General features: G+C 73.1%; 13 protein-coding genes. 7 read left to right on the forward strand and 6 right to left on the reverse strand.

Features of this window, described 5'->3' with window-relative positions:
- Window positions 1–74 precede the first annotated feature (74 nt).
- Window positions 75–815, reverse strand: a complete 741-nt coding sequence (locus WMI84_RS06845) for a VIT family protein (RefSeq protein WP_347351584.1) — start codon at window positions 813–815, stop codon at window positions 75–77.
- A 76-nt stretch (window positions 816–891) separates the two neighbouring features.
- Window positions 892–1275 (reverse strand): hypothetical protein, encoded by a 384-nt coding sequence (locus WMI84_RS06850; RefSeq protein WP_347351585.1) that lies wholly within the window; start codon window positions 1273–1275, stop codon window positions 892–894.
- Between the two features lie 141 nt (window positions 1276–1416).
- Here WMI84_RS06850 and WMI84_RS06855 point away from each other — a divergent pair, with 141 nt between their 5' ends.
- From WMI84_RS06855 to WMI84_RS06885, 7 genes are all read left to right on the forward strand, one after another.
- Window positions 1417–2151 (forward strand): response regulator transcription factor, encoded by a 735-nt coding sequence (locus tag WMI84_RS06855; protein ID WP_347351587.1) that lies wholly within the window; start codon window positions 1417–1419, stop codon window positions 2149–2151.
- Window positions 2129–3688, forward strand: a complete 1560-nt coding sequence (locus WMI84_RS06860) for a HAMP domain-containing sensor histidine kinase (RefSeq protein WP_347351589.1) — start codon at window positions 2129–2131, stop codon at window positions 3686–3688. The genes WMI84_RS06855 and WMI84_RS06860 overlap by 23 nt, the downstream gene beginning before the upstream one ends.
- Window positions 3689–3866: 178 nt before the next feature.
- A complete protein-coding gene (locus WMI84_RS06865) occupies window positions 3867–5831 on the forward strand; it encodes a glycosyltransferase family 39 protein (RefSeq protein WP_347351590.1) in 1965 nt (654 codons plus the stop codon).
- Window positions 5828–6268, forward strand: a complete 441-nt coding sequence (locus WMI84_RS06870; protein WP_347351592.1) for a GtrA family protein — start codon at window positions 5828–5830, stop codon at window positions 6266–6268. The genes WMI84_RS06865 and WMI84_RS06870 overlap by 4 nt, the downstream gene beginning before the upstream one ends.
- A 119-nt stretch (window positions 6269–6387) precedes the next feature.
- Window positions 6388–9216: a M14 family zinc carboxypeptidase gene (locus tag WMI84_RS06875; protein ID WP_347351593.1), complete on the forward strand. Its 2829-nt coding sequence runs from the start codon at window positions 6388–6390 to the stop codon at window positions 9214–9216.
- Between the two features lie 213 nt (window positions 9217–9429).
- A complete protein-coding gene (locus WMI84_RS06880) occupies window positions 9430–10689 on the forward strand; it encodes an amidohydrolase family protein (RefSeq protein ID WP_347351595.1) in 1260 nt (419 codons plus the stop codon).
- Between the two features lie 26 nt (window positions 10690–10715).
- Entirely contained in the window at window positions 10716–11129 is a 414-nt protein-coding gene (locus tag WMI84_RS06885) for a hypothetical protein (protein ID WP_347351597.1), read from the forward strand.
- 77 nt (window positions 11130–11206) lie between these two features.
- Here the strand turns inward: WMI84_RS06885 and WMI84_RS06890 are convergent, their stop codons facing one another.
- The 4 genes from WMI84_RS06890 to WMI84_RS06905 all read right to left on the reverse strand — a co-directional run.
- Complete coding sequence (locus WMI84_RS06890) at window positions 11207–11602, reverse strand: type II toxin-antitoxin system VapC family toxin (RefSeq protein ID WP_347351599.1); 396 nt, start codon at window positions 11600–11602, stop codon at window positions 11207–11209.
- Window positions 11599–11850, reverse strand: coding sequence for a CopG family transcriptional regulator (locus WMI84_RS06895; protein ID WP_347351601.1), 252 nt, complete (start codon window positions 11848–11850; stop codon window positions 11599–11601). The genes WMI84_RS06890 and WMI84_RS06895 overlap by 4 nt, the downstream gene beginning before the upstream one ends.
- Before the next feature lie 193 nt (window positions 11851–12043).
- Window positions 12044–12439 (reverse strand): cupin domain-containing protein, encoded by a 396-nt coding sequence (locus WMI84_RS06900; protein WP_347351603.1) that lies wholly within the window; start codon window positions 12437–12439, stop codon window positions 12044–12046.
- A 108-nt stretch (window positions 12440–12547) separates the two neighbouring features.
- Window positions 12548–13573, reverse strand: a 1026-nt coding sequence (locus WMI84_RS06905; RefSeq protein WP_347351605.1) for a hypothetical protein, incomplete at its 5' end; no start/stop codon positions are given.

The raw sequence follows: 13573 nt of genomic DNA on the forward strand, positions 1-13573 counted from the left end.
GTTGATGCTGGAGACAAGCCTGTGGGAACCGCCCTGCCCCGCTGTGGATCGCAGTACGCCGAGTCTACCGCTCGTCAGGACAGTGTGGTGCCAACCAGTGCGCCGATGGCGTAGGTGATGGCCATGGCGACCAGGCCGCCGCCGATGTTGCGCAGCACCGCCCGCCCGGCCGGGCTCCGTCCGAGCCGGGCGCTGGCCCACCCGGTGAGCGCGAGCGCGGCGACGACGGCCAGGACGGTCACCCAGGTCCGGACCGCGGCCGGGCTGAAGGCGATCACGAGCAGCGGCAGCAGCGCGCCGACCGTGAAGGCGGCCATCGACGCCCAGGCCGCGTGCCACGGGTTCGTCAGGTCGTCCGGGTCGATGCCGAGCTCCACCTCCGCGTGCGCGGTGAGGGCGTCGTGCGCGGTCAGCTCCGCGGCCACCTGCTCGGCGAGGGGACGGCTGATCCCCTTGGCCTCGTACAGCTGGGTCAGCTCCTCGAGCTCGCCCACGGGGTCCTCGCGCAGCTCCCGGCGCTCGAGGTGGAGCATGGCCCGTTCCGAGTCGCGCTGGGTGCTGACGGAGACGTACTCGCCGGCCGCCATCGACAGCGCCCCCGCGGCCGCGGCGGCCACGCCGGCCACGATGATGGCGCCCCGGTCGCTCGTGGCGCCGGCCACCCCCACGACCACCCCGGCCGTCGAGACGATGCCGTCGTTGGCGCCGAGCACCGCGGCCCGCAGCCAGTTGAGCCGCGCGCCCAGGCTCTCGCCCTGGGGCTCGGTGTGCGGGCCGAGGCTCGGTATGCCGCTGTCGGTGCCGCTGTCGGACATCTGCGCTCCGATCGGATGGGTACCCCGATCGTGGCATCCCAGCCGACGCGACGGGCGGCTATCGGCGCGCTCGCGATCAGGTGGTCGTGCCCGTGTCACCCGTGGCCGGACCGGTGGTGCGGCCCAGGTCCGGCAGGTTCGGCAGCTGGGCGCCGTCCTGCCGGCCGAAGCCGTGCTGCTGCCCCGGACCGTTCTGCAGGCCCGGGGGCCGTCCCCCTCCCGGGAAGCCGCCCTGGGAGGTGCCGGACGCGCGACCGCTGCCGCCGAGCGGCACGACCGCGGCGGCCGTGATCGCGCCGGCCGAGACGAGCACGATCGTCACGCCGGCGACGGCGGCCGTGCGTCCCGCGGACCAGCGCTGCGGGCCGGTGGCGGCGGCCGCCGTGCCGGACGACGAGGCCGGCGGAGCGGCATACCGGTAGGGCTCGGCGGGAGGGGGCACATCCGGACGCTGGCTCATGTCCCGACTGTCCGGTCCGCGGCTGTGCCGACGCTGTGGCGCGACTGTCCCGGTCCTGCGGGCTGCAGGTGACAGGCGGATCACAGGAGGTGCACAGGAACAGGCTGGCGCAGGCACAGTGGGTCGGGATTGACTTGGGGCATGAGCGACAGGACCGGCGGCGCCCCACGACTCCAGCGGCTCGACGGGTCGCCCGTGCGGGTGCTCGTCGTCGACGACGAGACCAATCTCACCGAGCTGCTCGGCATGGCGCTGCGCTACGAGGGATGGGAGGTCCGCTCGGCCGGCACCGGCTCGGAGGCGGTCCGGGTGGCGCGCGAGTTCGACCCGGACGCAGTCGTGCTCGACATGATGCTGCCGGACTTCGACGGTCTGGAGGTGCTGCGCCGCATGCGCGCGCACGAGCCGACGATCCCGGTGCTCTTCCTGACCGCCAAGGACGCCGTCGAGGACCGCGTCTCCGGCCTGACCGCAGGCGGCGACGACTACGTGACCAAGCCGTTCTCCCTCGAGGAGGTGGTGGCCCGCGTGCGCGCCCTGATGCGTCGCACGACGATCGCGCTCAGTGCGGCCGACTCGATGCTCGTGGTCGGCGACCTCACCCTCGACGAGGACAGCCACGAGGTCACCCGCGGCGGCGACGAGATCCACCTGACCGCGACGGAGTTCGAGCTGCTGCGCTACCTGATGCGCAACCCGAGACGGGTCCTGTCCAAGGCGCAGATCCTCGACCGGGTCTGGAACTACGACTTCGGCGGCCAGGCCAACGTCGTCGAGCTCTACATCTCCTACCTGCGCAAGAAGATCGACGCCGGGCGGGAGCCGATGATCCACACCATGCGGGGCGCGGGGTATGTCCTCAAGCCTGCTCTTTGAGCCGGCCGGGACGACGGGCCCCCGACCCGGGCCGCCGTCGCCGCCCGAGCCGCCGCCGGGTCCACGCCCGTGGTGGCGGCCCCTGACCGACCGGATCCGCCCGCTGTCGGCCTGGACCCTGCGGGCCAAGCTCGTCGCGGCGACGCTCGCCCTGGTCACCGTCGTCACCCTGCTCACCGGCGGGTTGACCATCTTCGCGCTGAACCGCTACCTGACCTCGCAGGTCGACGACCAGCTCGCCGCCGCGCTCGCCCAGGGCCGGGCCCCGGGGCAGTCGCCCTCGGGGCCCCTCGGCGACGATCGGGGTCGCGGGCCGGGCAACGAGGGCCTGCTCGCCTACCTCGACCCCATCGACAACGGCTTCGCCACCACGCCCGACAACGACCGGGTCGCCCTGACCGCCGCCCAGCTGACCGAGATCGACGACGCCGGCCTCGGGGCCGGTGGGATGACCCTCAACCTCGGCGGTGAGGTCGGCCGCTACCGGCTCATGGCCAGGCGGGGCCTGGTGCCGGTCGAGGGCGGGGTGGTCGCCACCACCGTGGTCGTCGGGCTGCCGACCGCCCCCCAGGAGCAGACGGTCCGGCGGATGGTGCTCATCGCGATCATCTGCGCCGGCTCGGGCATCGTCGTCGCCGGAGGGGTCGGCACCTGGATCGTGCGCCGCAGCCTCGCCCCACTGCGTCGGGTCGCCTCGACCGCCAGTCGGGTCTCGGAGCTCGACCTGGCCGAGGGACAGGTCGCGCTCGGGGAGCGGGTGCCCGCGCAGGACACCGACACCCGCACCGAGGTCGGCCAGGTCGGCGCCGCCTTCAACGAGATGCTCGACCACGTCGACGAGGCGCTGCGGGCCCGGCACCGCAGCGAGCAGCGGGTGCGCCAGTTCGTCGCCGACGCCAGCCACGAGCTGCGCACCCCGCTGACCTCGATCATCGGCTACGCCGAGCTGTCCCAGCGCGAGGGCGAGCCGGTCCCCGAGTCGGTCCGCCACGCCCTCAGCCGGATCGGCAGCGAGGCCGAGCGGATGGCCGGCCTCGTCGGCGACCTGCTGCTGCTCGCCCGCCTCGACGCGGGCCGTCCGCTCGACCGTGACGAGGTGGACCTGTCGATGCTCGCGGTCAACTCGGTCAGCGACGCCCACGCGGCGGCGCCGGACCACCGCTTCACGCTGGACCTGCCCGCCGAGCCGGTGTGCGTGACCGGCGACGAGCCCCGCCTGCACCAGGTGGTCGCCAACCTGCTGGCCAACTCCCGCACCCACACGCCGGCCGGCACCACGGTCACGGTGTCGGTGCGCCGCGACGGCGACTGGGTCCGCGTGGCCGTCCACGACGACGGCCCCGGCGTGCCGGAGGCCCTGCAGCCCAACGTGTTCGAACGGTTCGCCCGCGGTGACGACGCGCGCAACCGGTCCAGCGGCAGCACCGGGCTCGGGCTGTCCATCGTCGCCGCGGTCGCCCGCGCCCACGGCGGACGGGTGCAGATGCACAGCAGCCCGGGCGACACCACCTTCACCGTGCTGCTGCCCGCCGGCTGAGCCACCACCGTCTGGCCGGTATGCCGCCGAGCCGGCTGGGCGGCATACGTCGCCCGGGTGCACCTCGCCTGACCGGCTCGTCCGGAGCGTCCGGGCCAACCCGGCACCATCGGCGGCTCATCAGGGCGGCTCAGGGGTGCCACAGTGCCGGCACAGGACCCGCAGCGACCGTGGGTGCGTGACGACGACCCTGAAGCAAGGTGACACCGCTGCCGGGCTCGCCCGGCCCGCCGGTCCCTCGGGACGCAGCCGGTTCGGCAGGCTCTGGCGGGGCCCGCAGGGCGACCCCGGGTGGGCGCGGCCGGCCCTGTGGGCGCTGCTGCTGGCGACCCTGGTGCTTTACACCTGGGGTCTGACGGCGAGCGGGTGGGCAAACTCGTTCTACTCCGCGGCGGTGCAGGCCGGCAGCCAGAGCTGGACGGCGTTCCTGTTCGGCAGCTCGGACGCCGGCAACTCGATCACTGTCGACAAGCCGCCGGCCTCGCTCTGGGTGATGGCGCTGTCGGTGCGGCTGTTCGGGCTCAGCTCGCTCGCGATCCTGCTCCCGCAGGCGCTGATGGGGGTCGGGACGGTGGCTGTCGTGCACGCCTCGGTGAAGCGCTGCTCCGGCCCGGCCGCGGGCCTGATCGCCGGCGTCGTCGTCGCGCTGACCCCGGTGGCCACGCTGATGTTCCGCTTCAACAACCCCGACGCCCTGCTGACGCTGCTCATGGCGCTCGCCGCCTGGGCGACCCTGCGCGCGATCGAGGCCGCCTCGGCTCGCTGGCTCGTCCTCGCCGGCGTGTTCGTCGGCTTGGGCTTCCTGACGAAGGCGCTGCAGGTCTTCCTGATCCTGCCGGCTCTGGGGATCGCATACCTCGTGGCCGCACCGACGACCCTGCGCCGCCGGATCACCCAGTCACTGCTGGCACTCGGCGCGGTCGTGCTGTCCGCCGGCTGGTGGGTGGCCATTGTCGAGCTGGTGCCGGCCGGCCTGCGGCCGTACATCGGGGGCAGCCAGACCAACTCCTTCCTGGAGCTCACCTTCGGCTACAACGGCCTGGGCCGGCTGACCGGCGACGAGACGGGGTCGGTGGGCGGCGGGAACGGGTGGGGCCAGACCGGCCTGACCCGGATGTTCTCCAGCGACATCGGCGGCCAGGTCTCCTGGCTCATCCCGAGCGCGCTCGTGCTGCTCGCCGTCGGGCTCTGGCTGCGGCGGCGGCAGCCGCGCACCGATCGGGTGCGGGCCGCCTACCTCGTCTGGGGCGGGTGGCTGCTGGTGACCATGCTCGTCTTCTCGTTCATGGCCGGGATCTTCCACGAGTACTACACCGTCGCCCTCGCGCCGGCGATCGGTGCCCTCGTCGGGATCGGCTCGGTGCAGGCCTGGCGACACCGGCACGAGTCCCTCGGCCCGGTCACCCTCGCCGTCGCGGTCGCGGCCGCGTCGGTCTGGGGCTTCGTGCTGCTGTCGGGAACGACCGCCTACGGGCCGGTCCTGCGCGTCGCCGTCCTCACGGTCGGCGTGTCGGCGGCGCTGCTCCTGCTGGCCGTGCGCCGGCTGCACCGTCGCGCGGTACCGGTCGTCGCCGCGGCCGGGCTCGTGGCGGCCCTGGCCGGCCCGGCGGCATACAGCCTGTCCACAGCGGTCGTGGGCCACACGGGCTCGATCGTGACGGCCGGCCCGGCGAGCGCCGGTGGCCGCGGGTTCGGCGGCGCCCCGGGCGGCTTCGGTGGTGGTCGCGGCGGGTTCGGCGGCTTCGGCGGAGGTCCTGCCGGCGGGTTGCTGGACGCGAGCGCGCCGAGCACGGCGGTCGTCTCCGCGCTGCGCCAGGACGCCGGAGCGTTCACCTGGGTGGCGGCCGCTGTCGGGTCGCAGACCGCCGCGGGCCTGCAGCTCGGGACCGGCCTGCCGGTCATGGCGATCGGCGGCTTCAACGGGTCGGACCCCTCGCCGACGCTGGCCCAGTTCCAGCAGTACGTGGCGCAGGGCCGCATCCACTACTTCGCCGCGAGCAGCCGGGGCCGGGGCTTCGGCGGTCCCGGCGGACAGTCGGGCGGTGGTACCGCGCAACAGATCACGTCCTGGGTGCAGGAGGGCTTCACTCCGGTGCAGCTCGACGGGCAGACCTTCTACGACCTGACCCGGCCGCTGTCATGACCGCCACGCGAAGCGCCGAGCGGAGCCCGGCCGCACCCCGGGCCGGGTTGCGCCGGCAGGTGACCCGGTTCGCGGCGATCGGGGTCGTCTCGACAGCGGTGCACCTGGGCCTGTTCGCCGTCTTCGAGACGCTCGGGATGGGAGCGCAGCCCGCCAACGCGGTCTCCCTCGTCATCGCGACGCTCGGCAACACCGCGGCGAACCGGTGGTGGACCTTCGGGGTGCTCGGCCGGCGCCGGCTGGCGACCCACCACGGCCAGGCCCTGCTGGTCTTCGCGATCACCTGGCTGGCCAGCACCGCAGCGCTGGCGATCCTGCACGCGCGCGACCCGGGCGCGTCGACGACGACGCAGACCCTCGTCGTCCTGGTCGCGAACGCGGTCTCGACGGCCGTGCGGTTCGTGGCGATGCGGTCCTGGATCTTCCGGGCCCGATGACTGCGGGGGGTTCCACGATTTCCACCGGTTGATCTCCCCATGGCCCGATCCGTCCCGCTATCGTCCTTCTCACGTTCTGGTCAGGGGCAACTCACCTTCTCTGAGCACCGGGAGGACCCATGCATGGTGCCGTCGTACCCAGACAGGGCAGAACCCGCCGGATAGCGGTCCTGGCCGCCGCCGCACTCGTCGCCTCGGTGCTGCCGGTGGCCACGGGTGTCTCCGCGGACGCGGCCCAGCCCGCCAGGAGCACGTGCAGCAGCGACCCGACGGCCCGGTCGGCCGCGGTCCCCAGCCCGGAGGAGGTTCTCGGGTTCCCGCTCGGCACCGGCCAGGAGCGGCCGGTAACGAACGCGGAGATCGGCTCCTACCTGCAGGCCGTCGACCGCTCCTCGCGCCGGGTGGTCACCGGCGTGATGGCCACCAGCGTCGACGGCCAGCCCCTGCCGTACGCCATCGTGTCCAGCGAGCGCACCATGGCCCCGGGACAGCTCGCCCGGATCGCCCGGCAGATCGACCAGATGCGCGACCCGCGCGCCCTGGGGCCCGTGCAGGCGGCCCGCTACGCCGCGAACCTGCCGGCCATCGTCTGGATCGCGGGCAACGTGCACGGTGGCGAGAAGAGCGGCGCCGACGGCGCGCTGAAGACGCTCTACGAGCTGGCCAGCGGCCAGTCGTGCGAGGTGCAGAAGCGTCTGGACAACCTCGTCACGGTCATCGTGCCCACGCAGAACCCGGACGGCCGGGACGCGAGCCGGCGGCAGAACGCGTACGGCTTCGACCTGAACCGGGACTGGTTCGCGCGCACCCAGCAGGAGACCGACGGCAAGCTCCGGATGCTGCGCTCGTACCCGCCGCAGGTGTTCGTCGACGCGCACGAGATGGGCGGCAGGCAGTACTTCTTCCCGCCGAACGCCGACCCGATCCACCACGAGATCGCCGACCAGCCGGTCGACTGGATCAACCGCATCGGCGCGGCCAACGCGGCCGCCTTCGACGAGAGCTTCAACGGCGCGTGCGGTCCCGAGGTAACCACCGAGTGCTACTTCAACTACCGGGCCTACGACCTGTTCTTCATGGGGTACGGCGACACCGTGCCGGCCACCGCGTTCGGCGCGGCCGGGATGACCTATGAGAAGGGCAGCGCGTCCGCCGTCGCCGACCGAGTCCAGCAGCAGTTCGTCACCCAGTGGGCCACGACCGGGTGGGCGGCGGACAACCGTCGAGAGGTGCTGACGGGCTACTACCGGATCTGGCAGACCGCGCTCGCCGAGGGCCGGGCCGGCCAGCTCCAGCCCAACCAGGTCGTGCAGCCCACCAACACGGTCCAGTTCCCGGTTCCCGACATCACCGTGCGCTCGTACTTCCTGCTGCCCGACCGGCAGCTCGGTGACGTCCGGGCGCTCGTCGACCGGCTGCGCGGGATGGACGTCGAGGTCTACCGGCTGACACGGCCCATCACGGTCCCGAACGCCCGGATCTTCGGCGGGCGCACCGCCCAGGACCTGCGGGTCCCCGCCGGCGCCTACTGGGTCCCGATGGCCCAGCCGCAGAAGCACTGGATCCAGGCGCTCATCGGCGAGGACCCGTACGTCCCGTTCCCGTACTTCTACGACGTCTCGTCGTGGAGCAACCCGCTGCTCATGGGCGTGCAGACCGTCTACACCGGAGACCGGCTCTCCCCGCGGGCCGAGCTGGTCCGGCGCACCGACGGCGGCATCGGCACGTTCGCGCCGCCCCGGGGATCGTTCTCCTACCCGCTGGACTCCGCCGCTGCGGCCGACCTGACGTTCGCCCTGCTCGGTCAGGGCGTCGAGCTCAGGCGTGACCTGGCGACCGGCGTCGTGCGGCTGCCCGCGAGGCAGGTGGCCGGCCCGCTCGACCGGCTCGCCAGGTCGTACGGCGTCACCCTGACCGGCAGCCGCGCGCCGGCCTCCGGGACCGTCCTGCACCGGCCCGACGTCGGCCTGTTCTCGGGTGCCGGCATCTCCACGACCTCCGGCTCCTACGGGGAGGCCCGCTACGTCCTCGGCGAGCGCTGGGGCCTGGACCTGGCACCGGTCACCGCCGCGGACGTCAACGCGAACAGCCCGGCGTTCACGAGCCGCAGCGTCCTGCTCGTGCCGGACGGCAACAGCCAGGACGGCGGCCTGGACGCCACCGGGCTGGCCAACCTCAAGGCCTGGGTCGCGGCCGGCGGCACCTACCTCGGCCTGCGCAACGAGGGCACCCGCGTCGCCCGCAAGGCCGGTCTCACCTCGACGACCGAGCAGGCCAAGCCGACCGGCTACCAGGTCATCGGCTCGCACTTCCGGGTGGACGTCGACACCACGAGCCCGGTGGCGCTGGGCCGTCCGGCCGAGGACTTCGAGTTCAACAACTCCGACTCGATCCTCACGCCGAGCACCACCGGCACCAACGTGCTGACCTACCCGGCCGGCGACACCTTCTGGTCCAACGGCTACACGGTGCACGCCGATGCGCTGAAGGGCACCGTCGCGCTCGTCGACGAGCCGACGGGACAGGGCCGCGCGGTGCTGTTCGCCTACAACCCGCTCTTCCGCGCCTACAACGAGAGCGGCCTGCACCTGGTCGCCAACACGCTGCTCTACCCGGCCGGTCCGTCCGCCGCGCCCCAGCAGCGCCGGCCGGCGGCGCCGTCGAGCGTGGCCGCGGCCCGGGCCGCGGCGGCGGCCGCGCCGGTCCAGCCGAACCTCGGCGGCGAGTGGCGGCCGATCACGATCGAGGTCGCCACGAGCGACCTGGCCCGGACCGAGGCGATCGTGGACGGGTACACCGCCAAGGCGCAGACCGCGACGGCCGGCGGCTCCGCGTACCTCGTCATCCCCAACCCGGACGGCCTGCAGGTCGACGAGCACCCGTTCCTGCGTGACCTGCTGCGCGACCTGGGCAGCGCGGACATCCCGCTGCGCTCGGTCGTCGGCTGACCTCCCTCCCGGTCCGACCGGTCCCTGCCCGGGCCGGTCGGGCCTGGTGCCGCCCGGGCTCGCCTCGGCCGGTCACCGTGGTCGCGCACCCGGAAGGGTGGTGCCGGTCACCGGCCCGGCGCGGCCCAGTCGGGGCCCTGCTGCCCGGCCACAACGGGACCGGTACTGTCTGCGGGACGAGGCAGTCAACGGTTGCGCAGGAGGTAGCTGGTCATGACCGGGTCGAGTGGCGGCATCACGGTGGTGCGCGGGGCGAAGGTGTTCGACGGCCTGAGCTTCCTGCCGGGGAGCCCGGACGTGGTGCTCGAGGGCGGGGTCATCACCGCGGTCGGCCCGGACGTTGGGGCTAACGCGGAGACCCGGGCGGGCGATACCAGCGCCCAGGTGGAGGTCATCGACGCGACAGGGCACACGTTGACCCCGGGCTTCGTCGACGCGCACGTTCACATGCTGATGGAGAACGCTGGTGACCTGTCGGCCATCCTCGACCCGTTCTCGCTCCAGTTCTACCGGTCCGTGCACTACATGCGCCGCACCCTGGACGTCGGGATCACCACCGTGCGGGACGCCGGCGGCGCCGACCTGGGACTGAAGACCGCGCAGGAGACCGGGGTGGTGGCCGGGCCACGGCTGCGGATCAGCGTCAACCTGATCGGCCAGACCGGCGGGCACAGCGACCACCTGCTGCCCTCGGGCGTGCAGGTGCCGTTGTTCGCGGCCTGTCCCGGCCGACCCGACGGCGTCGGTGACGGCCCGGACGAGCTGCGTACCCTGACCCGGCGGATGTTCCGCGCCGGGGCCGACCAGATCAAGATCTGCACCACCGGCGGGGTGCTCAGCCCGGGTGACGACCCACGGCACTCCCAGCTCACCCTTGAGGAGATCCGGGCCGTCGTGCAGGAGGCTGCCGCTCACGAGTCCTACGTGATGGCTCATGCCCAGGGCACGGCCGGGATCAGGAACGCGATCCTGGGCGGGGTCCGCTCCATCGAGCACGGCATCTACCTGGACGACGAGACCATCCAGCTGATGCTCGACCACGACGTGTTCCTGGTGCCCACGCTGGTCGCCCCGCTCGCGGTGCTGGCCACCGCGGCCACGCGTTCGATGAACGAGCGGGTGGTGGCCAAGGCCAAGGGCGTGGTCGAGATCCACCGGGCCGCGGTCGCCCGGGCGATCGAGGCCGGGGTCAGGATCGCGTTCGGCACCGACACCGGTGTCGGACCGCACGGGAAGAACCTGGACGAGCTGGCCCTGCTGGCCGATGCTGGCATGTCCCTGGAGGCGGCCCTGGCCGCCGCCACCTCGGTCTCGGCCGACCTGGTCGCTCCCGACGCGGGCGTCGGGCGGATCGCCGAGGGTCATCGGGCCGACCTGGTCCTGCTGGACCGGCGTCTGGAGCGCACCGCCGACCTGGCCGGGATCGACCAGGCGGTCGTCGGGGTCTTCCAGGGCGGCACCCGGGTGCGCTGACCCCGACGACGGGACAGGGCCGCGCGGTGCTGTTCGCCTACAACCCGCTCTTCCGCGCCTACAACGAGAGCGGCCTGCACCTGGTCGCCAACACGCTGCTCTACCCGGCCGGTCCGTCCGCCGCGCCCCAGCAGCGCCGGCCGGCGGCGCCGTCGAGCGTGGCCGCGGCCCGGGCCGCGGCGGCGGCCGCGCCGGTCCAGCCGAACCTCGGCGGCGAGTGGCGGCCGATCACGATCGAGGTCGCCACGAGCGACCTGGCCCGGACCGAGGCGATCGTGGACGGGTACACCGCCAAGGCGCAGACCGCGACGGCCGGCGGCTCCGCGTACCTCGTCATCCCCAACCCGGACGGCCTGCAGGTCGACGAGCACCCGTTCCTGCGTGACCTGCTGCGCGACCTGGGCAGCGCGGACATCCCGCTGCGCTCGGTCGTCGGCTGACCAAGTCGGTGGTTCCGGCCGGAGGGCATCCTCTCGGCCGGGACCGTCGCCTGCGCTGGTGGGTCGGGCGGGCCGGGTCAGCTCGTCGCCGGAGGCCTGAAGGGTGGTTTCAGGCCACGGAACATCGGGAAGTGCTTGACGTTCAGTGTTGCCAGCTCGAGGCCCTCAGCCTCGACCGTGGCCGCGATGAGGTAGTCGCCGAGCCCGATGCCCGAGTGGGATCGCTGGTAGCGCTGCATGAGCTGTGCCGCTTGCCAGCCAACCCGTCGGGTCACCGGGAACACATCAAGGCTGGACAGCAACCTGGTCACCTCCCGACGCTCGGGCGCACGCATGCCACCGGCGACTTCGGCGATGCACACCGGGCTGGTCGCCAACCGACCGGTGTCCCGACGGGCGCGTAGGAGCCACTCTCGCCCGGCCTCCACCCCACGCAGATGCGCGATGAGTACATCGCTGTCGACGAGGATCACCGGCGACGAATGCTATCCAGGTGTGCCGCGCGCCGGTCCGGCCCGCGCCGCACGGTAGGTGCATCGACAAGCGCACCGAACGAGGACTCGATGGCGGCGAGGTCGGCGTCGAGCTCGCTGGGCTCTGTGGCGAGGCTTCGGTCGATCAAGCGGCGCACGACCTCAGCTCGCGAGACACCCTCGGCCCGAGCGATCTGGTCCAAGGCGGTCGTCTGCCGTTCATCGAGATACAGGTTCGTCCGTTGCATACATCACAACATACATCAGATGTGGGTGTTACGTCGTCCGTGTGACCGCTGGAGCTGCTCGCGCAACGCGACGCAACGTCGGTCGGAGCCGTCGCAGTGCGCGAGCTCTCCGAGGTCTCGAGGCGTGCGGACAACTCAGCACTGCTGGGCGCCCTGCCCGACGCTCGGGCGCCGGTTCCGGTCGACGTGCACGTCAGGCCCGGGCGGCCGGGCCCTCGACGTTGATGGTCGGCGTGCCCGAGCCGCAGCGCACGATGACCGCCCGCGACGCCTCGTCGCCCGGGTTGGACTCCCGGTGGATCGCCCCGGCCGGCACCCGCAGGAAGTCGCCGGGCCCGGCCTCGACGACGCTCTGCCCACCTGGTCCGGACTCGAGCCGCATCCGGCCCGAGACGATGTAGAGCGTCGTGTCGTGCTCGCCGTGGTGGTGCCAGCCGGACACGGCCCCGGCGTCGGTGTCGACAGTGCCGGACCACATCGTCTCGGTGTGCAGGGCGACCCGTCGGCTCATCCCGGGAGTGGGGTCACCGGGTCGTAGCTCGTCGGCGCCGACCCGGGAGCAGGGGAGGGCCGGATCGTGCTCGGTCATGGCGTCGACCTCCGATCTGCCGGTGGGACAAGCCTCCTGGCGTATGCCGCCGAGCGGGCCTCCAGCCTACGCGCACCCAGCATCGTGGCCTCCGAGCCGATGGCGACCTCAGTCCGGCTCGATGACCGTCTCCGTCAGGGCAGCGCGTATGTGGGCCTCCGTCATCACTTCGGCCCGCTCGTCCACGGCAAGGGTGAGGGCGACGTGCATCACCTGCAGGATGCGCTGGCGCAGGTCGGGGACCGGGCGGTACTGGTCGAACAGCAGCGCGACGGCGCCGGGTTCGAGCAGGCCGGACAGGGCCGTGTCCTCCGGCTCGTCCAGGGCGAGCCCGGCGCGCCTGGCCAGGACCCGGTGCACCGCGGCCGGGCCGGCCAGCGCCGGGATCCGGATCGTCGTGTCGAGGAACCCGGCGGCGGCCTGGTAGTTGGGGTCGCTCAGGTAGCTGGGGTGGACCGCGACGATCGCCGCGGTCGCCAGGTCCTCCGCGAGCACGCGCACCACGCGACCGAAGAACGCCGCTCGGGCCGCCTCGCTGTCCGGTTGCCACGAGAGGTTGAGCCAGCGGTCGGTGTCGTCCAGCACGAGCACGGGGAGCAGGTCGTGCGCCTCGATGATCGCTAGCAGCTGGGCCGCCTGCTCGAGCCGCTCCCCGCTGGAGACCGGCTCGTCGGCCGTCGCCTGCCGCAGCTCGGTGCCGAGCTCGAGCTTTGCCCCGAGCCAGCTCGGCGCGATGGTGAACCGTTGACTCGTGACACCCGGCCTATCGCGCAACCGCGCGACCCGTCCCGCCTCCCGGGGTAGTCCCGCGCTCACCCACCGGCGCACGAGGGCGACGACGTGGCCGGCGAAGGCCACCGGGTGGGTCGCGATGTCGGGCGACTCGACGGAGACCGAGACCGGGATCGGGGCGAGCCCCTCGACGGTCGGGCCCAGGACGGACTCGGTGACGCTCGTCTTTCCCGACCCGCTGATCCCCACGAGGGCCACTCGGTGCCGGGCGCGCACGGACGTGAGCAGCCGGTGCTCGCACCCGGTGGTGCCGGTGAGCTCGTCGAAGGGGACGTGCAGCCGGTGCATGACCGAGCGCAGCGGAGCGGCGTCGAAGGCGTTGGCGGCGTGCAGCGCGGCGAG

It is taken from the genome of Intrasporangium sp. (assembly GCF_039812505.1).
In the GTDB taxonomy this organism is placed as follows: domain Bacteria; phylum Actinomycetota; class Actinomycetes; order Actinomycetales; family Dermatophilaceae; genus Intrasporangium_A.

What these genes read in the sequence shown, in the direction of transcription:
- WMI84_RS06845 (WP_347351584.1), bottom strand. Translation starts at nt 815, where the DNA reads ATGTCCGACAGCGGCACCGACAGCGGCATACCGAGCCTCGGCCCGCAC.
- WMI84_RS06850 (WP_347351585.1), bottom strand. Translation starts at nt 1,275, where the DNA reads ATGAGCCAGCGTCCGGATGTGCCCCCTCCCGCCGAGCCCTACCGGTAT.
- WMI84_RS06855 (WP_347351587.1), top strand. Translation starts at nt 1,417, where the DNA reads ATGAGCGACAGGACCGGCGGCGCCCCACGACTCCAGCGGCTCGACGGG.
- WMI84_RS06860 (WP_347351589.1), top strand. Translation starts at nt 2,129, where the DNA reads ATGTCCTCAAGCCTGCTCTTTGAGCCGGCCGGGACGACGGGCCCCCGA.
- WMI84_RS06870 (WP_347351592.1), top strand. Translation starts at nt 5,828, where the DNA reads ATGACCGCCACGCGAAGCGCCGAGCGGAGCCCGGCCGCACCCCGGGCC.
- WMI84_RS06875 (WP_347351593.1), top strand. Translation starts at nt 6,388, where the DNA reads ATGCATGGTGCCGTCGTACCCAGACAGGGCAGAACCCGCCGGATAGCG.
- WMI84_RS06880 (WP_347351595.1), top strand. Translation starts at nt 9,430, where the DNA reads ATGACCGGGTCGAGTGGCGGCATCACGGTGGTGCGCGGGGCGAAGGTG.
- WMI84_RS06895 (WP_347351601.1), bottom strand. Translation starts at nt 11,850, where the DNA reads ATGCAACGGACGAACCTGTATCTCGATGAACGGCAGACGACCGCCTTG.
- WMI84_RS06900 (WP_347351603.1), bottom strand. Translation starts at nt 12,439, where the DNA reads ATGACCGAGCACGATCCGGCCCTCCCCTGCTCCCGGGTCGGCGCCGAC.